Annotated in this window: 18 protein-coding genes; 11 read left to right on the top strand and 7 right to left on the bottom strand. The window is 69.3% G+C overall.

Annotated features, from left to right (window positions below):
• Window positions 1-33: 33 nt before the first annotated feature.
• Complete coding sequence (locus ACWEPG_RS28095) at window positions 34-2,781, bottom strand: aminotransferase class I/II-fold pyridoxal phosphate-dependent enzyme (protein WP_452595826.1); 2,748 nt, start codon at window positions 2,779-2,781, stop codon at window positions 34-36.
• Between the two features lie 193 nt (window positions 2,782-2,974).
• On the opposite strand from ACWEPG_RS28095, the gene ACWEPG_RS28090 reads away from it, so the two are divergent.
• Genes ACWEPG_RS28090 through ACWEPG_RS28080 form a run of 3 tightly spaced genes read left to right on the top strand, consistent with a single transcriptional unit; the run spans window position 2,975 to window position 5,000 of the window.
• On the top strand, window positions 2,975-3,337 hold the full coding sequence (locus tag ACWEPG_RS28090) for a GntR family transcriptional regulator (RefSeq protein ID WP_450117069.1): 363 nt from the start codon (window positions 2,975-2,977) through the stop codon (window positions 3,335-3,337).
• Window positions 3,334-4,263: an ABC transporter ATP-binding protein gene (locus ACWEPG_RS28085; protein WP_452595825.1), complete on the top strand. Its 930-nt coding sequence runs from the start codon at window positions 3,334-3,336 to the stop codon at window positions 4,261-4,263. Before ACWEPG_RS28090 ends, ACWEPG_RS28085 begins: the two co-directional genes overlap by 4 nt.
• Complete coding sequence (locus ACWEPG_RS28080; protein ID WP_452595824.1) at window positions 4,260-5,000, top strand: ABC transporter permease; 741 nt, start codon at window positions 4,260-4,262, stop codon at window positions 4,998-5,000. The genes ACWEPG_RS28085 and ACWEPG_RS28080 overlap by 4 nt, the downstream gene beginning before the upstream one ends.
• A gap of 7 nt (window positions 5,001-5,007) precedes the next feature.
• Here the strand turns inward: ACWEPG_RS28080 and ACWEPG_RS28075 are convergent, their stop codons facing one another.
• From ACWEPG_RS28075 to ACWEPG_RS28065, 3 genes are all read right to left on the bottom strand, one after another.
• A complete protein-coding gene (locus tag ACWEPG_RS28075; RefSeq protein ID WP_450117066.1) occupies window positions 5,008-6,540 on the bottom strand; it encodes a cobyric acid synthase in 1,533 nt (510 codons plus the stop codon).
• A 23-nt stretch (window positions 6,541-6,563) separates the two neighbouring features.
• Entirely contained in the window at window positions 6,564-7,421 is an 858-nt protein-coding gene (map, locus tag ACWEPG_RS28070) for a type I methionyl aminopeptidase (RefSeq protein WP_450117065.1), read from the bottom strand.
• A 118-nt stretch (window positions 7,422-7,539) separates the two neighbouring features.
• A complete protein-coding gene (locus tag ACWEPG_RS28065; protein ID WP_450117064.1) occupies window positions 7,540-8,979 on the bottom strand; it encodes an MFS transporter in 1,440 nt (479 codons plus the stop codon).
• Between the two features lie 280 nt (window positions 8,980-9,259).
• Between ACWEPG_RS28065 and ACWEPG_RS28060 the strand changes: the two genes are divergently transcribed.
• Window positions 9,260-9,733, top strand: coding sequence for a MarR family winged helix-turn-helix transcriptional regulator (locus ACWEPG_RS28060; protein ID WP_450117063.1), 474 nt, complete (start codon window positions 9,260-9,262; stop codon window positions 9,731-9,733).
• A gap of 76 nt (window positions 9,734-9,809) precedes the next feature.
• On the top strand, window positions 9,810-10,169 hold the full coding sequence (locus ACWEPG_RS28055) for a hypothetical protein (protein ID WP_450117062.1): 360 nt from the start codon (window positions 9,810-9,812) through the stop codon (window positions 10,167-10,169).
• A 12-nt stretch (window positions 10,170-10,181) separates the two neighbouring features.
• On the opposite strand, the gene ACWEPG_RS28050 is transcribed toward ACWEPG_RS28055, so the two are convergent.
• The 3 genes from ACWEPG_RS28050 to ACWEPG_RS28040 form a co-directional block, all read right to left on the bottom strand.
• Entirely contained in the window at window positions 10,182-10,409 is a 228-nt protein-coding gene (locus ACWEPG_RS28050; RefSeq protein WP_450117061.1) for a ChaB family protein, read from the bottom strand.
• Between the two features lie 75 nt (window positions 10,410-10,484).
• Complete coding sequence (locus tag ACWEPG_RS28045) at window positions 10,485-11,189, bottom strand: GntR family transcriptional regulator (protein WP_450117070.1); 705 nt, start codon at window positions 11,187-11,189, stop codon at window positions 10,485-10,487.
• Window positions 11,183-11,317 carry a hypothetical protein gene (locus ACWEPG_RS28040; RefSeq protein WP_450117060.1) on the bottom strand — a complete coding sequence of 45 codons (135 nt, stop codon included), beginning with the start codon at window positions 11,315-11,317 and terminating at the stop codon, window positions 11,183-11,185. Before ACWEPG_RS28040 ends, ACWEPG_RS28045 begins: the two co-directional genes overlap by 7 nt.
• A 99-nt stretch (window positions 11,318-11,416) precedes the next feature.
• Between ACWEPG_RS28040 and ACWEPG_RS28035 the strand changes: the two genes are divergently transcribed.
• The 6 genes from ACWEPG_RS28035 to ACWEPG_RS28010 all read left to right on the top strand — a co-directional run bounded on the left by ACWEPG_RS28035 (window position 11,417) and on the right by ACWEPG_RS28010 (window position 17,265).
• A complete protein-coding gene (locus ACWEPG_RS28035) occupies window positions 11,417-12,544 on the top strand; it encodes a TIGR03364 family FAD-dependent oxidoreductase (RefSeq protein WP_450117059.1) in 1,128 nt (375 codons plus the stop codon).
• Window positions 12,545-12,612: 68 nt separating this feature from the next.
• Window positions 12,613-13,302: a phosphonatase-like hydrolase gene (locus ACWEPG_RS28030; protein ID WP_450117058.1), complete on the top strand. Its 690-nt coding sequence runs from the start codon at window positions 12,613-12,615 to the stop codon at window positions 13,300-13,302.
• A gap of 56 nt (window positions 13,303-13,358) precedes the next feature.
• The gene (locus ACWEPG_RS28025) at window positions 13,359-14,414 is read left to right on the top strand and encodes a 2-aminoethylphosphonate ABC transporter substrate-binding protein (protein WP_452595823.1); all 1,056 of its coding nucleotides are present in this window, start codon (window positions 13,359-13,361) and stop codon (window positions 14,412-14,414) included.
• 1 nt (window position 14,415) lies between these two features.
• Window positions 14,416-15,597: an ABC transporter ATP-binding protein gene (locus tag ACWEPG_RS28020; protein WP_450117056.1), complete on the top strand. Its 1,182-nt coding sequence runs from the start codon at window positions 14,416-14,418 to the stop codon at window positions 15,595-15,597.
• Complete coding sequence (locus ACWEPG_RS28015) at window positions 15,594-16,505, top strand: 2-aminoethylphosphonate ABC transporter permease subunit (RefSeq protein WP_450117055.1); 912 nt, start codon at window positions 15,594-15,596, stop codon at window positions 16,503-16,505. The genes ACWEPG_RS28020 and ACWEPG_RS28015 overlap by 4 nt, the downstream gene beginning before the upstream one ends.
• A complete protein-coding gene (locus ACWEPG_RS28010) occupies window positions 16,480-17,265 on the top strand; it encodes an ABC transporter permease (protein ID WP_450117054.1) in 786 nt (261 codons plus the stop codon). The genes ACWEPG_RS28015 and ACWEPG_RS28010 overlap by 26 nt, the downstream gene beginning before the upstream one ends.
• Window positions 17,266-17,373: the final 108 nt, after the last annotated feature.

The raw sequence follows: 17,373 nt of genomic DNA, 5'->3' as shown, positions 1-17,373 counted from the left end.
CGCTACACGGCGGCGACCGCACCGCCCGCACGATCACACTCCGACCGAGGGATCCGCCATTTCGAGGGCCTTGACGGTGTAGACCCGGTAGCCACGGTGCGGGCGATAGCCGTGGACCTCCGGGGTGTCGAGGCTGCGGATGAACGAGAGGATCTGTCTGCTGAACACCTGCCCGGGGACCAGCACGGGGAAGCCCGGCGGATACGGGGTGACGAAGGTCGCCGAGACCACCGACCTGCCGGCCTCGATCGCATCCTCCACCTCGTCGTCGGTGAGGTACTCGCAGAGCGCGTCGTCGTAGGCGAGGAAGAAGGCCCGCCGCACGTCACCGTCGGGAGTCGTTGCGCCACCGTTCTTCTCCAGGAAGCTCGGATGGAACCCGCTGAAGTCCGGCAGCGGCGCCGACGGGTTGGTCAGCCTGGCCACGGCCGCCTCGTGGTACCCGCGCTCGGTGATGCTCATGTCGGCGAGGCGGTCGTCGAGTTCGTGCGCGAACTTGACCAGCACCTCGACTAGGTAGGCGACCGAACTGCGGGTGGTGCCGATGTTGGTCATGAACAGGACCGTGTTGCGGGAGGTCTTGTTGATCTGCACGCCGTAGCGGTCCATCAGCTCGGCCCGCTTGAAGGTGTCCCCGTCGACACCCGTCGGCCCGATGTAGAGGGTGACCCGCGAGGGGTCGAGCACGAACTCGTCGGTGCGCCAGGCGGTCACCATCTCGCGCAGGCCTCCCCGCAACGGCTGGGAGAGCCCCGAGGGCCGGAACTCCTCGGGAATCATCTCGCCCGTCGACAGGCAGTGCATGTACCTGCTCAGCAGCGGATGGTGGTCGACCGCGTCACGCAACTGCATCGCGTTCTCGACCTGCTTCTGAACCAGCTCCGCACCCTCCAGGTCGGCCTGCCTCCGGCCGATGTCGAGGGAAGCGAGGATCTGGTAGTTGGGCGAGGTGGAGGTGTGGGCCATGTACGCCTCGTGGAAGGTCTCCTCCACCTTCTGGTCGAATTCCTGGTCGAACACGTGGATCATCGAGCCCTGCCGCAGCGAGGTCAGCGTCTTGTGCGTCGACTGGGTGGCGTAGACCCGCACCCTGGCGCGTGCCGGGTCGGGCATCAGGCGCCGTTCGAGCAGCTCCTCGTCGGAGGCGCCCCGCACCTGCTCGGCGTGCGCGTCGTAGGCCGCCCTGGATGCGGGGTCGCGCAACCGTTCGCGCACCGCCTGCGCCGCATGCATCGCGGTGCGGGTGCGGTAGACCGGATGGAACCGGGCGAAGGCGAACCACGCCTCGTCCCACAGGAACACCAGGTCCGGCTTGATCGCCAGGCATTCCTCCATCACCCGCTCGACGTCGTAGATGATCCCGTCGAAGGTGCAGTTGGTCAGCATCAACAGCTTGACCCGGTCCAGTTTCCCGGCCGCGCGGAGCGCCAGCAGCCTGGACTTGATCTCCCTCAGCGGCACCGCGCCGTACATCGAGTACTGACTCAGCGGGTATGCGTCCAGATACGTCACCTGCGCGCCGGCGAGCATCAGACCGTAGTGATGGGACTGGTGGCAGTTGCGGTCGACCAACACGATGTCGCCCGGCGCGATGAGGGCCTGGACGACGATCTTGTTGGCCGTCGACGTGCCGTTGGTGACGAAGTACGTCTGGCGCGACCCGAACGTCTTCGCCGCCAGCCGCTGCGAATCACGCAGCGGCCCGATCGGCTCGAGCAACGAGTCCAGTCCGCCGCACGTGGCCGAGGTCTCGGCCAGGAACACATCCAACCCGTAGAAGTCCACCATGTCGGAGATCCAGTGCGAGTTGACGATCGACTTGCCCTGCGAGATCGGCAGCGCGTGGAAGACCCCGGTCGGGCGGTGACTGTATTCGCGCAGTGCACTGAAGAACGGGGTCCGATACCGGGCCGCGACGCCCTCGAGCAGACTCAGATGCAGGTCGAGCGAGCCCTCCCCCGCATGGAACACCCGCCGGAAGTACCGGCCGAGCCGGCCCGCGGTGTCCTCGACCGCGATCTCGGTCATCAGGTACAGGTCGAGCTCCGGACGGGTGTCGGCGAGCTCCCCGGCCAGGATCCGGGTCCGTTCGTCCGGCGGCTGCCCGGCCAGCTTCTCCGCCACACCGGAGTAGATGAAGTCCGACAGGGCGGTCAGATCCTGCTGCGACCGGTGGCCGAATCGACGCCGGATCACGCACGCCTGCAGATTCACGTTCAGCCGCGCCGCGATGACGGCGTCGTCGCCACTGCCGACGATGACCAGTTCGTAGATGAACTCGTCGTCCGGTCGCCGCCAGGCCCGCAGCTCCCGGCGCAGGGCGAGTTCCTGTGCCTCCGTCATCCTTTCGACCACGAGCACCTCGAAGTAGTGACGCTCCGGTCGGTCCACACCCGGCTCCTCGCTGCGCGCGGAGTCGGCGTCGAGTGCCTCGTGCTCACCGTCGGCAAGGGACGCCGGTACGCCGCTCCGGTACGAGCCGGTGACCAGCGCCCGGTTGATCCGCGCAACGGTCCGGGCGAGCTTGTCGTATCCTCCGCCCGCGAACTGTCGCTGGATGCGGGCGAAACTCTGCGATCCCGGATAGGCCCAGTACCGCTCGAACGGCCGCATCTGGCCGAGCAGCCCCTCGACGCGCTCGATCAGCTCGTCGAGCGGCGCGCCGCGTGCGGCCAGACCCGCCAGGTGCGCGCTGGCCGCCTCCAGCCGGCACCACGCGTCCGCGCGGAACTGCCACACACTGTTGTAGGCCCGTGGGTTCACTTCTTCCGTTGCAGCCATCACAGCCTCCACCGATTCGATCACGACCGGCATCCGAGGCCCGTCGACGGAAGTGCCGTCGCGGCGAACACTCTCAGCCTGCTCCCCGACCCGTGCCCAGGCAAGGGAGCCAGGGGTTGCCCTCCACGCGAACCGCTTCTATGGTTCATTACATGAGTAATGAACCAGTGAGCCTGGGCGGGAGGTCGGTCCCGTGATCGACGACGGCCGGCCACTGTTCCAACAGATCGCCGAGCAGATCGAGGGCGAGATCATCGACGGCTCGCTGCCCGAGGAGACCCAGGTCCCCTCGACCAACGAACTCGCGGCGTTCCACCGGATCAATCCGGCAACCGCCGCGAAGGGCCTCAACCAGCTCGTCGCCGAGGGGATCCTCTACAAGAAACGGGGAATTGGAATGTTCGTCAGTCCAGGGGCGCGCGAAGCGCTCCGCTTCCGGCGGCGAGAAGCGTTCGCGCGCCAGTACATCGAGCCCCTCGTCGCCGAGGCCGATCGGCTGGGCATTCCGCTCGACGAACTCAAGTCCATGCTCGACACGAGGGAGGTGGCCCGATGACCCGGAGCCTGACCGTCACCCAGATCGCCGACCGGAAGTCGACCGGGCGCGACGTCGTCGCCTCGATGCGAGAGGTCGACAAGCGCTACGGGGACGTCGCCGCACTCACGGACATCTCGTTCGACATCGAGCGTGACAAGATCTACGGCCTGCTCGGACGCAACGGAGCAGGCAAGACGACGATCATGTCGATCCTGACCGGACAGAGCCTCCAGACCTCCGGCGAGGTCTCGGTCTTCGGCGCCAACCCGTTCGAGAACGCGGGCGTGCTGCGCAGCATCAGCTTCATCAAGGAGAGCCAGACCTACCCTGACGACCTCCGGGTCGGGCACGTCCTCTCCGCCGCCGGACACCTGATGGAGCGGTGGGACCGCGGCTTCGCCGAGCTGCTGCTCGACGACTTCCAACTTCCGCTGTGCCGCAAGGTCAAGAAGCTCTCCCGTGGCATGAAATCCGCCCTCGGGGTGATCATCGGCCTCGCGTCACGAGCACCGCTCACGCTGTTCGACGAGCCGTACCTCGGCCTCGACGCCGTCGCCCGGCATCTGTTCTACGACCGCCTGCTCGCGGACTACGCCGAGCACCCCCGCACGATCGTGCTGTCCACCCATCTCATCGACGAGGTGGCGAACCTGCTCGAGCACGTCATCCTCGTGGACCGGGGTCGGATCGTACTCGACGACGATGCCGAGACGCTGCGCCGCCGGGCGGTGATCGTGTCCGGCCCCACCGAGGCGGTCGACGCATTCACCGCGAAAGGCACCGTCCTGCACCAGGAATCGCTCGGTTCCCACACGCGAGCCACGGTCCAGGTCACCGCGGACGAGGCCGACCGGGCCCGACTGATCGCCGCCGGCGCAACGCTCGAACCGGCATCACTCCAGGAACTCGTCATCCGAACCACCACGCAGGAGTCGACGTCATGACCGCAGCCACCCTGACCGCCACGGCGGACACACACGCCACCCGACCTTCCCGGATCGGATCGGTGCTCCGCCTGCACACCGTCGCCTGGCCGCTGCTGATCGCATGGCCCGTCGGGATCCTCGCGGTGTCCTTCGCGATCAGCTGGACGATCTACTTCCTGGTCGGGAACGAGGAAGGTGAGGGTTTCACCGGCAGCGTCACGGCCCTGCTCGGGTTCATGATCGCGTTCTACATCCAGGCCCTGACCCAGACCTTCCCGTTCGCTCTGGGACTGAGCGTCACCCGCCGCGAGTTCTACGGCGCGACGGTCCTGTTGGCACTCGGACAGTCGGCTGTGTTCGCGGTCGCGGTACAGGTGCTGTCCGCAATCGAGAGCGCCACCAACGGGTGGGGCGTGTACATGCGGATGTTCGGGATCGCACGCTACTTCACGGACAATCCGCTCGTGCAGCTGCTTTCGCTGTTCGCGATCATGTTGCTGACCGCGGGGATCGCGGTACTCGCCGGCGCGATCTACCAGCGTTGGCGCACAACCGGACTGCTCGCGGCGATCGTCGGGGCCGTGGGCGCACTCGGACTGGCAGCGATCGTGATCACCTGGGCACGCTGGTGGCCCGCAATCGGCTCGTGGTTCGTGGACATGCCGCGAGTGGTTCCGATGGTGGTGCTGCCACTGGTCCTCGCACTGCTCGCCCTCGCGAGTGGATGGGTGGCGCTGCGCCGCTCGACGTTGTGACCCGAGCTCAGGCGTCGGCCGCCGACCCGAGTCCGCTCGTGATCGTCGGAAGGTCCCGCGGCGCTCCGCTTTCGATCAGCGCGAGCACCGCATCGACGTCGACGTTGCGCTCGACCAGGTCGGCGAGCAGGTCGAGCTGGGAATCCCGCTCGGCGGCAACCGAGGTGTCGGGGGCAACGGCGAACTCGCGTCCGGTCGCCGCGGCGATCCGGGTGAGCAGGGCCCGCCGGTACTCGTCCGACTCGAGCAGTCCGTGCCAGTGCGTGCCGAACACCGACCCGCGCACGCTGCCCTCCGGGGTCCCGTCGTCGTGACGGAGCAGCGGGGCGTCGCCTGTGCGGGTCACCCGACCATGGTGGATCTCGTAACCGGACACCACGATCCCCTCCGCGGTCCCGGTCGCCTGTCGCAGCACCTTGTCGGCGGCGAACTCGATGTCGAGGTCGAGCAGGCCGAGCCCGTCGACGGTTCCCGCGCCGGATTCGACCGTGTCGACGATCCTCCGGCCGAGCATCTGGTAGCCGCCGCAGATTCCGAGAATCGGCAGTCCCGCGGCGGCCCGGTCGCCGAGGGCGTCGGCGATCCCCGACGACCGCAGCCACGCCAGATCCGACACCGTGGACTTGCTGCCCGGCACCACCACCAGGTCGACGTCGGCGAGCCGGGACGGTTCGCTCACCCAGTGCACCGATACGCCCGGCTCGCAGGCCAGTGCCTCGACGTCGGTCGCATTGGACACCCGCGGCAGCCGGATCGCGGCCACCCGCAACCAGTCCCGGCCCCGCGGCGGCGCGGGCCGGCCGACCGGTGCGTCGGCGACCGTGGACAGCGAGTCCTCGGCATCGATCCACAGTCCCTCGGCGAACGGGACCACGCCGAGGGTGGGACGGCCGGTCAGCGATTCCAGTTGGCGCAGGCCCGGTTCGAGCAGAGCGACGTCCCCGCGGAACTTGTTGACGACGAAGCCTGCGATCAGCGCCTGGTCGTCGGGGTCGAGAACGGCGACGGTGCCGAACAGGTGGGCCAGCACTCCCCCGCGGTCGATGTCACCGACGACGAGCACCGGGAGGTCCGCGGCGCGGGCCAGACCCATGTTCGCCAGGTCGGTGGTGCGCAGGTTGATCTCGGCGGGCGACCCGGCACCCTCGCAGATCACCACGTCGAATTCGGCTCGCAGCGAGGCGAGTTCGTCGGCGACCACCCCGCGCAGCCACTGCCGGTGCGCCATGTAGTCGCGGGCGCCGACCGAGGTGACGGCCTTCCCGCGCACGACGAGCTGCGAGGTGCGGTCGCTGCCCGGCTTGAGCAGCACCGGGTTGAACCGGACACTCGGCGCGAGCCCGCAGGCCCGCGCCTGCAGCGCCTGCGCCCGTCCGATCTCCCCACCGTCCAGGGTGACGACGGAATTGTTGGACATGTTCTGCGCCTTGAACGGCGCCACCGAGACGCCGCGACGGGCCAGCAGCCGGCACAGCCCGGCCACGAGGACGCTCTTCCCGGCGTCGGAGGTGGTACCGGCGACGAGCAGCGCACCGCTCACCCGAGCGTGGGAATTGCCACCACTCACGGGAGCGTGAGGATCTCGTTGCCCGTTTCGGTGACGACGATGGTGTGCTCGAACTGCGCGGTCCACTTGCGGTCCTTGGTGACGACGGTCCAGTTGTCGTCCCAGATCTCGTAGTCGACGGTGCCGAGGTTGATCATCGGCTCGATGGTGAACACCATGCCCGGCTCGATGACGGTGTCCACGTTCGGCTGGTCGTAGTGCAGGATCACCAGCCCGTTGTGGAAGGTCTCGCCGATGCCGTGCCCGGTGAAGTCGCGGACGACGCCGTAGCCGAATCGGTTGGCGTAGGACTCGATGACCCGGCCGATGACGTTGAGCTCGCGGCCCGGCTTGACCGCCTTGATGGCGCGCATCGTCGCCTCGCGGGTGCGTTCGACGAGCAGGCGGTTCTCCTCGGAGACGTCACCGGCAAGGAAGGTCGCGTTGGTGTCACCGTGCACGCCGTCGATGTAGGCGGTGACGTCGATGTTGACGATGTCACCGTCCTGGATGACCGTCGAGTCCGGGATGCCGTGGCAGATCACCTCGTTCAGCGAGGTGCAGCAGGACTTGGGAAAGTCCTTGTAGCCCAGGGTCGACGGGTAGGCGCCGTGGTCGATCATGTACTCGTGGGCGATCCGGTCGAGCTCGTCGGTGGTCACCCCCGGCGCGACCGCCTTGCCCGCCTCCTGGAGGGCCTGCGCGGCGATTCGGCCTGCGAGCCGCATCTTCTCGATGGTCTCGGGCGTCTGCACCCACGGCTCGTTGCCCTCGTTGACGGTGGGCTTCCAGGCGTACTCGGGTCGCTCGATCTTCGCGGGGACCGACAGCGTCGGCGAGACGGTTCCGGGGACCAGGGATGCGCGCACAGACATGGCGTCAAGGCTACGCGCCGTGCCCACGCGGGAAGGGACGAGCCCGGCGGACATCCACGAGGGATGCCCGCCGGGCCCCGACGCGACGGCGCCGATCAGCACGGGTGCGCGACGTCGGTCAGCTGCGCGCACCGACCAGTTCCGCCTCCGGTGCAGAAGCCTGCACCGGGCGACGGGACGGGATGCACGCGGCGACGGCGGCGGCGACGAGCGCGACGCCACAGCCGATCAGCAGGCCGGTGCGGAAACCGTTCTCGGTGGGCAGTGTGTAGTCGCCGACCTGGACGCTCATCTGGGCGAGGACGAGCCCGACGACCGCGGCGGCAATCGAGGTGCCCAGGGACCGCGAGAGCGTGTTGAAGGCGTTCGCCGAGGCGGTCTCCGAGTGCGGCACCGCGCTCATGATCAGGGCGGGCATCGCGCCGTAGGCGAAGCCGGTGCCTGCACCGCAGATGGAGGCGACGATCATCAGACCCCAGGCCGAGCCCATCAGCAGCATCGACGAGGCGTAGCCGAGCGCGATGATCAGGGCACCGACGATCAGGGTGATCTTCGGCCCGCGAGCCGAGGAGAGCTTGGCTCCGATGGGTGCCACGAGCATCATCACGACGCCACCGGGGATCATCCACAGACCCATGACCAGCATCGACTGCCCGAGGCCGTACCCGGTCGACTCGGGAAGCTGGAGCAGCTGCGGCAGGATCAGCGACTGCGCGTACATCGCGAAGCCGACGACCATTCCGGCGACGTTGGTCAGCAACACCTGCGGACGCGCGGTGGTCCGGAGGTCGACCAGCGGATCGGTGGTGCGCAGCTCCCACCAGCCCCAGGCCAGCAGGACGAGCACCGCGGCAACGAACAGGCCGACGATGGTGCCGCTACCCCAGCCCCAGTCGGCACCCTTGGACACACCGAGCAGCAGGCACACCAGCCCGATGCCGAGGCCGAGGGCGCCGACCGGATCGAACTTGCCGGCATCGGAATCGGCCGGGATGGCAGGCACGATCTTCCAGATCAGCACCGCGATGACGACGCTCAGCGCGGCGGCACCCCAGAACAGCGCTCGCCAGCTGGCATTCTGGGCGACGGCCGCGGCAAGCGGCAGACCGAGTGCGCCGCCGATGCCCATGGACGCGCTCATCAGCGCGATGGAGGAGTTCAGCTTCTCCGTCGGGATCAGGTCACGCATGGCGCTGATGCCGATCGGGATCAGGCCCATGCCCATGCCCTGCAGCGCACGTCCGGCGATCATCGGAATCACGGACGTCGCGAGTGCGCACACGACCGAGCCCAGGATCAGCGGCACCGTGCAGATCAGCAGCATGCGACGCTTGCCGTAGATGTCGCCGAGGCGGCCGGTGATCGGGACGCACACCGCGCCGGCGACCAGCGTCGCGGTGACGATCCAGGACGCGTTCGACGCGGTGGTGTTCAGGATGTGCGGCAGGTCGCCGATCAGCGGGACGACCAGCGTCTGCATGAGCGCGGCGACGATGCCGGTGAATGCCAGAACCCCAACGAGACCGTTGGGGTTCACGGCGGATTTCTGCCCTCCCAAAGGACACTCCTCACTACTTCACAATCGAGAATTTTGTGCGGGGCCGTTGCGGCCGGCACGGACTGTGCCCAGTGCACATTACTTGCACAATACACATAATTTGCACGATACAATGGTGTTGCATGATGCACGTCACATGCAACATGCAACCCGCATGTATGGTACAAATCGGATGTAAAGCACAATTCGCCCGTTCGGCCGCACCCACACAGAAGGCGACTTCAGGGATCTCCGCACGGAGGAAGAGGATCTACGCTCGGGGGAAGAGGAAAGGATGCACATGACCACGGCCGCGGACCGCATCGAGTTCGAGACCATGCTGCTCACGCGACACCTCACCCATCCTCGCCGCGGCACCGGCCACCTCGACAACAGCGCGTACCTTCTGCTCAGCCGGATCAGCGCGCAGGGGCCGATGTCCGTCGGCGAACTGAGCGAGGCATTCGGCCTGGACACCTCCACCTTGAGCCGGCAGACGACCGCGATGCTCAATTCCGGCCTGGTTCAACGCATCCCAGATCCCGACGGGGGAATGGCTCGCAAGTTCCTGATCACCGACGAAGGCCGAATCCGCCTCGAGGAGGAACGGGCGGGGAAGGCCGGCGGGGTCGCCAGCATGCTCGAGAGCTGGGACGACGACGATCGAACAACCTTTGCGAACCTCCTCGAACGCTTCAACCTCGAGATCGAGCAGCACACGGGTCGCGAGTGGCCTCGCCCCGTCACACACGGCAACGGGACATCACAGGCCTGAGCCGAGGCGACGCCGCCACACCAGGCCGCGCGTAGCGTGGACTGCGGGACCCGGTCCCGGCAGCGGGAGGCGAACGATGTCGGACGACGTCGAGAAGCGGTGGAACGATCCGCCGGAGATCCGGCGAGCAACCCGCTACGCGGTCGTCGTGCTCGCCGCGGCCCTGGCGGTGATGGGACTCGCCGCACTCTGGGCGTATCTGGGCCGCAGCGACTGCACCACTGCGTCGACGATGGTGTGTGCGACGGCCGACCGCTATCTGCTCGCGATCGCACCCGCGGCGATACTGATGGTCGGCGGGATCGGCGCGTTCGTGCACACCTACACGGTCTGGCGGCACGGCGGCACCTGGCCGGCGTGGCAGGGCGCCGGCTGGGCCTTGATGACGTTCATGTTGATCTACGCCGCGATGGGATCCGGTCTACTGGCCCAGTGAGCGGCGCGGGCACTATCCCGACTTGGGTACCCAGTGATCCGTCTCGAGTTCGTAGCTCTGTTTGAGCTCTCCATAGGCTGCACGCTGGGCTTCTTCACCCTCGCCGTACCGCCTGACCGCCGTCTCGTGGGCCGTCGCGAAGGCCTCCTGCACCTCCTTCGCGGATCGACGCAACGTCTGAGGGAGCTCGAACCGATTCACTTCGCCACCCCTTCGTCGATGAGGAACGCGTGTGCCCATTGTCCGTCGCGCTCCCCCGATGCGGTACCGCTCGGGCGGAATTCGTCGCATCGAGGTGTCGGCGGCACCCGGAAGTCAGCGGAGTTCGGTCACGAATGCCATCCGGTCCCCCCGGTACAGCGATCGCACGCGCTCGATCGGGACCCCCGCGGCGTCGCGGGACACGCGGTGCAGTTTCAGCATCGGCATCGCCGTGCTCGACTCGACGAGCCCTGCCTCGCGCGGGGTGGGCAGAGCGGTCTCGATCCGCTCGGTGGCCGTCGCGAACCCGATTCCCTTCGCGCGGATCGCCGCATACAGGGAGCTCTCGGGGTCGAACGTGTCCGCGAGATCCGGGAAGCGGTACAGCGGCAGGTAGGTGCTCTCGAGTCCGATGCGCTCGCCGTCGGCGAGCAGGACGCGTTCGAGGTGGATCACCCGATCGCCGACGGCGATCTCGAGGATCTCGGCCAGTCTCTCGTGGGCGTCGATCTCTTCCCACCGCACCAGGATTCGGCCCGGTTCGCGCCCCTGGCTCAGTGCGCCCTCGGTGTAGGAACCGAGAGAGAGGGGCTGGACCAGCTTCGGGCGCGCGACGACGGTGCCCCTCCCCCGGCGTTCGATCCGGCCGGCGACCAGCAGCTCGTGCAGCGCCTGACGAACGGTCTCCCGGGAGACTCCGCAGGTGGCCGCGAGTTCCCGCTCGGCAGGCACCGGGTCACCCGCGACGAGGTCCGCGAGCAGGTCCTCGACGTGCGTCCGCACGATGTAGTGCTTGGGCAGGCTCTCGGCCGTCACGATGCCACCGCCGCGGCGCCCACGCGGGACGCGACTGCGCGGACGCCGCGCCCGGCCCTGCCATCGAGCCCGTTGCGACGCGAATCAGACAGCGCAGCAGTCTCTTCGAGCACGGACGTGTCGTCGTTCACGTCCGTCAGCGTACACAGTTTTTGGTCTATACCAATTGTTCATCTGCCCTTTCCCGGGCGTCTCCCAGATGGTCTAGACCAATGGTCAGGCTGTGCCCCATGCGAATTGCAATTGTGGGAGGCGGGATCCTCGGCACGGCGCATGCCGACGAGGCGATCCGCAGAGGACACGAGGTGGTCCACCTCGAACGCGAACCCGAGGCGCGCGGTGCCACGGTACGCAACTTCGGCCTGGTCTGGGTGTCCGGGCGGGCCGAACACGAACTGGACGCCGCACTGCGCTCGCGTGAACTGTGGGCCGATCTGGCCGCCCGCGTCCCCGCCATCGGTTTCCGACCGGCCGGCTCACTGACCCTGCTCCGCACCCCGGAGGAGGTGGCGGTCGCCGAGGAGGTGCTCGCCCGCCCCGCCGCCGCCGCTCGCGGCTTCGCGCTCCTCGACCCGGAGCGGGTCCGCGCCGTCAACCCGGCCCTGCGCGGCAAGTACCTCGCGGGCCTGCACTGCACCCGCGACGGCGCCGTCGAGTCCCGGGTCACCCTGCCCGCGATCCGCGCGCACCTTCAGGCGAGCGGGCGCTACACGTTCCACGCGTCCACCGAGGCCCGCGAGGTCACCAGCGACGCCGCCGGCGTCCACATCCGCGACGACCACGGCCGCACCTTCGACGCCGACCTCGCGATCGTGTGCCCGGGCGCCACCCTCGGCGGCCTGGCCCGCGACCTGGCAGGCGAACTGCCGCTGCGGCGGGTCCGGCTGCAGATGATGCAGACCGCCCCGCTCGGCGAACCGCTGACCACCGCGATCGCCGACGGCGACAGCCTGCGCTACTACCCCGGCTTCGCGGGCAGCGCCCTCGACGCCCTGAAGTCGGCGCAGGCGCAGACCCCGACCGCGGCGGCGCACCGGATGCAGTTGTTGTGCGTGCAGCGACTGCACGGGGGCCTGACCATCGGCGACACCCACGAGTACGACGAGCCGTTCGACTTCGACGTCGACGAGGCGCCCTACGAACACCTCACATCGGTGGCGGAGGAACTGCTGGGCCGCAAGCTCCCCCACGTCGTCAAGCGCTGGGCAGGCGTCTACAGCCAGCACCTCGACCCGGGCGAGCTGGTTCACCGCGGTCAACCGGCCGAGAACGTGTGGGTCGTCGCGGGACCGGGCGGTCGCGGCATGACCCTCGGACCGGCGCTCGCCGAGCAGACCGCCGAACAACTCGGCCTCTAGGACACCGCTGACCTGGTCGGCTGCTAGGACGCCGCCGACCAGGTCGGCCTGCAGGAACAGGAGACACCATGTCCGACAACCAGATCCGACTCGCCGTCCTCGACATGGCCGGCACCACCGTCGCCGACGACGGGCTCGTGCTGAGGGCGTTCGCGGCAGCCGCCGACGCCGCGGGCCTGCCCGCCGAAGGTCCCGAGGCCGAGGCCGCCCGGCAGTACGTCATCGACACCATGGGTCAGTCCAAGATCGTCGTGTTCCGCGCGCTGACCGGAGGGGACGAGGATCGCGCCCAGGCCGCCAACGCGGCGTTCGAGGCCACTTACGACGGGCTGATCGACGAGATCGGCGCCGAACCGATTCCCGGTGCCGCCGAGACGATCACCGCGCTGCGCGAGAACGGCATCAAGGTGGCGCTGACCACCGGATTCAGCCGCGGCACCCAGGACAAGCTGCTCGCAGCGCTCGGGTGGCGGGCCCTCGCCGACCTGACCCTGGCGCCATCCGACGCCGGGCGCGGTCGCCCCTACCCCGATCTGATCCTCACCGCGCTGCTTCGGCTGCAGGTCGACGACGTGCGCGAGGTCGCCGTTCTCGGCGACACCGCCAACGACATCACGTCGGGCCTGCGGGCGGGCGCGTCCGTCGTCGCCGGAACCCTGACCGGAGCCCACGACGAGGCGCAGCTGCGTGCCGCCGGTGCCACCGCCGTACTGCCGTCGGTTCGCGAGTTCGCGGATCTGATCCTTTCCGACCGCTAGCCGCCCGCCCTACGAAGCATTCACCCACACTCCCTTCACCCCGAGCGAGGAAATCGATGCGCCCCTTCCGGATCCGCCCCGCCGTCGCCGCGGCCGCACTGGCCGCAACAACCCTGACCCTGACCGCCTGCGGCGGCACCGGCACCGCCGCGAACTCCGACGGCTCCGGCGTCGTCACCGTCTACAGCGCCGACGGGCTCGCGAACTGGTACAACCCGCAGTTCGAGGCGTTCACCGAGGAAACCGGCATCGCCGTCAACCTCGTCGAGGCCGGGTCCGGCGAGGTCGTCTCCCGTGTGGAGAAGGAGCAGTCCAACCCGCAGGCCGACGTCGTCGTCACGCTGCCGCCGTTCATCCAGAAGGCCGCCGCGCAGGGCCTGCTGCAGCCCAGCGGCATCGACACCTCGATGGTCCCCACCGCCGAACAGGATCCCGCCGGCACCTACGTGCCCGTGGTGAACAACTACCTCTCGTTCATCGCCAACCCCGCCGCGAACCCGGCCCCCACCAGCTGGGACGACCTGCTCACCGAGCAGTACAAGGGCAAGCTGCAGTACTCGACTCCCGGCCAGGCCGGCGACGGCACCGCGGTACTGCTGCTGCTCCAGCACCTCAGGGGCAAGGACGGCGCACTGGACTACCTGGGCAAACTGCAGACCAACAACGTCGGCCCCTCGTCGTCGACCGGCAAGCTGCAGCCGAAGGTCAGCAACGGCGAACTGCTCGTGGCCAACGGCGACGTGCAGATGAATCTGGCGTCGATCAAGGACGACGGCTCGAAGTTCGGGTTGTTCTTCCCCGCCAACGCGGACGGCACCCGCACCACCGTCGCCCTGCCCTACGTGATGGGTCTGGCGAAGGGCGCGCCGCAGGAGGACGAGGCGAAGAAGCTGATGGAGTACCTGCTCTCGGAGACTGCGCAGCAGGCCGTCGGCACCAAGGCGCTGGGGGTGTCGGTCCGCAGCGACCTCGCCGCCACCACCGCGTCGGCCGGCCAGAACACGCCGGCGGGTGTCCTCGCAGGCGTCGACGTGTGGACCCCGAACTGGAACGACGTGCTGCGGGACCTCGACGCCGACGTCGCCGCCTACCAGAAGGCCACCGGGAACTGACATGACGCGGATCAACGCCCGGTGGCGCCAGGCGGCCACCGAGATCGACGGCGGCACGGTCGGCACCACCTCTCCCGCGATCCAGTTCGATCGCGTCAACGTCGCCTACGGGCGCGGCCGCGGCGCCACCCGGGCGTTGGTCGACTTCAACCTGCGGGTGGCACCGGGCGAGACCGTGGCCCTGCTCGGGCCGAGCGGGTCGGGCAAGTCGACCGCGCTCAAGGCACTGGCCGGGTTCAACCGCCCGGTGTCGGGCACCGTCCGCCTCGGCGGCGTCGACATCACCGACCTGCCGCCGGCCAAACGGGGCATCGGCGTCGTCGTCCAGTCCTACGCCCTGTTCCCGCACATGCGGGTCGCGGAGAACGTCGCGTTCGGGCTCCGGTCCCAGCGGGTGCCGCGGTCCGAGATCGGCGGCCGGGTCGACGACGCGCTCGCGATGGTCGGGATGTCCGCCTACGGCAAGCGGTTTCCCCGCGAACTGTCGGGCGGACAGCAGCAGCGGGTGGCGATCGCGCGGGCACTGGCGATCCGGCCGAAGGTGCTGCTGCTCGACGAGCCGCTCGCCGCGCTCGACGCCCAGCTGCGCCAGTCCATGCTCGCCGAACTGCAGCAGCTGCGCGCCGCCCTGCCGGACACCGCGATGCTGTACGTCACCCACGACCAGTCCGAGGCGCTCGCGCTGGCGGACCGGATCGCCGTGATGCGCGACGCCCGCCTGGTGGACGTGGACACCACCGAGAACCTGTGGAAGCGGCCCCCGAGCAGCTTCACCGCCGCGTTCCTCGGTGGGGCGAACCTGCTGCCGTGCACGGTGAGCCGGGTGATCGGCACGTCCGCGCTGGTCTCGCTGGCCGGGCTCCCCGTCACCGCGCAGGCTCCGCGACCGGAGATCGGCGCCACCGACTGGGAGGCCGCCGACTCGGCTGCGCTGCTGTGCATCCGGCCGCACGCCGTCGAGTTGACCGGGCCCGCCGACCGGGGCGCGCTGCGCGCCGCCGTGACCGGCAGCGTATGGCGCGGCGCCACCACCCGCCTGACCGTGACGCTCGCCGGGATGCCGGAGCACCCCCTCCACGTCGACGTCACCGGGCACGACGACCGGCCGATCGGCACCCCGGTGGGTGTGAGGTTCCCCGACGGGAGCGCGGTGCTCGTCCCGGCCCCGAGGCCGGTCCCGTGAACGCTCCCGTGCTGGAGCGGCCGCCCTTCCTCGATCCCACCCCGGCGCGCCCCCGGCCGCGCCGGTGGGGTCCGACGCTGTGGGCGCTGCCGCCGCTGCTGCTGGTCCTCGGTTTCGCCGTGTACCCGATGGCCCGCGTTCTGGCGGAGTCGACGGTCACCGACGACGGCCGCGGCTGGTCCACCTGGGGCGAGGTCCTCGGGTCGCAGCTGTTCCGCACCGCGCTGTGGCGCACCGTGCAGATCGCGGCCCTGTCCACACTCGGCGCGATGCTGCTCGGCACCTTCCTGGCCCTGGTCCTCGCGTTCGTGCCGTTCCCCGGGTCCAAGGTGGTGGGCCGCCTGATCGACACCGTGCTCTCGCTGCCGTCGTTCCTGATCACCCTGGCGTTCACCTTCCTGTACGGCACCGCGGGCGCGGTCAACGCGCTGATCACCCGGATCACCGGCGCCGAGCACGGTCCGCTGAACTTCCTCTCCACCCCGCTCGGCGTGATCGCCGCGGAGGTCACCTTCTTCACGCCGTTCGTGGTCCGCCCGCTGCTCGCCGCGTTCACCCAGATGCCGCGTGAGCAGCTCGACGTGGCCGCCGGCCTCGGCGCGTCCCCGTGGCGGGTGCTGCGCACGGTGGTCATGCCGGAGGCGTGGCCGGCCCTGATGTCCGGCGGCTCGCTCGTCCTGCTGTTGACGCTCAACGAGTTCGGCATCGTGCTGTTCACCGGCGCCAAGGACGTCGTGACGCTACCGGTGCTGATCTACACCCGCGGCATCGTCACCTTCGACCTGCCCGGCGCCGCGGTGATCGCCACCGTCCAGGTGGCGCTGTCGGTGGCGCTGTACGTCGGCTACCGGGTCCTGTTCAACCGACCGATGGGAGGCAGCCGTGCTGCTGTGGACAACGCGGGCTAGGGCGTTGACGCTGACCGTGTTCGGGCTGGTTGTCGCGGTGGTGTTCGTGGCCCCGATCGCGACGGTCGTCGCGGCGGCGCTGGCCGGGTCGTGGACCGGACCGCTGCCATCCGATCTGGGTGGCAAGCACTTCGCGGCCGCGCTGACCGACGAGAACCTGGCGAGCCTGGCGGTGAGCCTGCAGACCGCGTTCATCGCAGGCGCGATCGCGCTGGCCGTCGGCACCTGGGCCGCGCTCGCGGCACGCGAGGCGCCGGTGTGGCTGCGCAAGGCCACCGATGCGGTGTTCCACCTGCCGATCGCGGTGCCCTCGGTGGCGATCGGGCTCGGGCTGCTGGTCGCGTTCAACTCGAAGCCGCTGTTGCTCGGCGGCACCAAGTGGATCGTGATCCTCGCGCACACGGTGCTGGTGCTTGCGTTCGCGTTCAGCTCGGTCTCCGCCGCGCTCGACCGCCTCGACCCCGCCTACCGGCAGGCCGCCGAGTCGCTCGGCGCCGGGCCCGCCCGGGTACTGCTGCGGGTGACGCTCCCCTTGCTGCTGCCCGCGATCGGCGCCGCCGCCGGCCTGTCGATCGCGCTGTCCATGGGAGAGCTCGGCGCCACCGTGATGGTGTACCCGGCTACTTGGAAGACCCTGCCGGTGACCATCTTCGGCCTCACAGACCGGGGCCAGGTGTTCCAGGCCGCCGCAAACACCACCCTCCTGCTCGCCGTCACGCTCGTCGCCCTGCTCGTCGTCGGCCGCCTCCGCAGGCGCTGACACAACCCGGGAGTCCTTCCGGTCCGCCTCCGGACCGGAAGGACCGCGCCGGCGTCACCCCGCACGTCACCGGCGGGGCCGCGCGGGAATCCGCTCCGCGCACCGGAC

This window comes from Rhodococcus sp. NPDC004095, assembly GCF_053604015.1.
This window is presented reverse-complemented; position numbering and strand designations above follow the sequence as displayed.

Excerpts from the sequence above, each read along its gene's own strand:
- ACWEPG_RS28050 (WP_450117061.1), bottom strand. The coding sequence starts at position 10,409 with ATGGGCACACGCGTTCCTCATCGACGAAGGGGTGGCGAAGTGAATCGG.
- ACWEPG_RS28025 (WP_452595823.1), top strand. The coding sequence starts at position 13,359 with ATGCGCCCCTTCCGGATCCGCCCCGCCGTCGCCGCGGCCGCACTGGCC.
- map (WP_450117065.1), bottom strand. The coding sequence starts at position 7,421 with ATGTCTGTGCGCGCATCCCTGGTCCCCGGAACCGTCTCGCCGACGCTG.
- ACWEPG_RS28020 (WP_450117056.1), top strand. The coding sequence starts at position 14,416 with ATGACGCGGATCAACGCCCGGTGGCGCCAGGCGGCCACCGAGATCGAC.
- ACWEPG_RS28060 (WP_450117063.1), top strand. The coding sequence starts at position 9,260 with ATGACCACGGCCGCGGACCGCATCGAGTTCGAGACCATGCTGCTCACG.
- ACWEPG_RS28055 (WP_450117062.1), top strand. The coding sequence starts at position 9,810 with ATGTCGGACGACGTCGAGAAGCGGTGGAACGATCCGCCGGAGATCCGG.
- ACWEPG_RS28035 (WP_450117059.1), top strand. The coding sequence starts at position 11,417 with ATGCGAATTGCAATTGTGGGAGGCGGGATCCTCGGCACGGCGCATGCC.
- ACWEPG_RS28095 (WP_452595826.1), bottom strand. The coding sequence starts at position 2,781 with ATGGCTGCAACGGAAGAAGTGAACCCACGGGCCTACAACAGTGTGTGG.
- ACWEPG_RS28080 (WP_452595824.1), top strand. The coding sequence starts at position 4,260 with ATGACCGCAGCCACCCTGACCGCCACGGCGGACACACACGCCACCCGA.
- ACWEPG_RS28085 (WP_452595825.1), top strand. The coding sequence starts at position 3,334 with ATGACCCGGAGCCTGACCGTCACCCAGATCGCCGACCGGAAGTCGACC.
- ACWEPG_RS28030 (WP_450117058.1), top strand. The coding sequence starts at position 12,613 with ATGTCCGACAACCAGATCCGACTCGCCGTCCTCGACATGGCCGGCACC.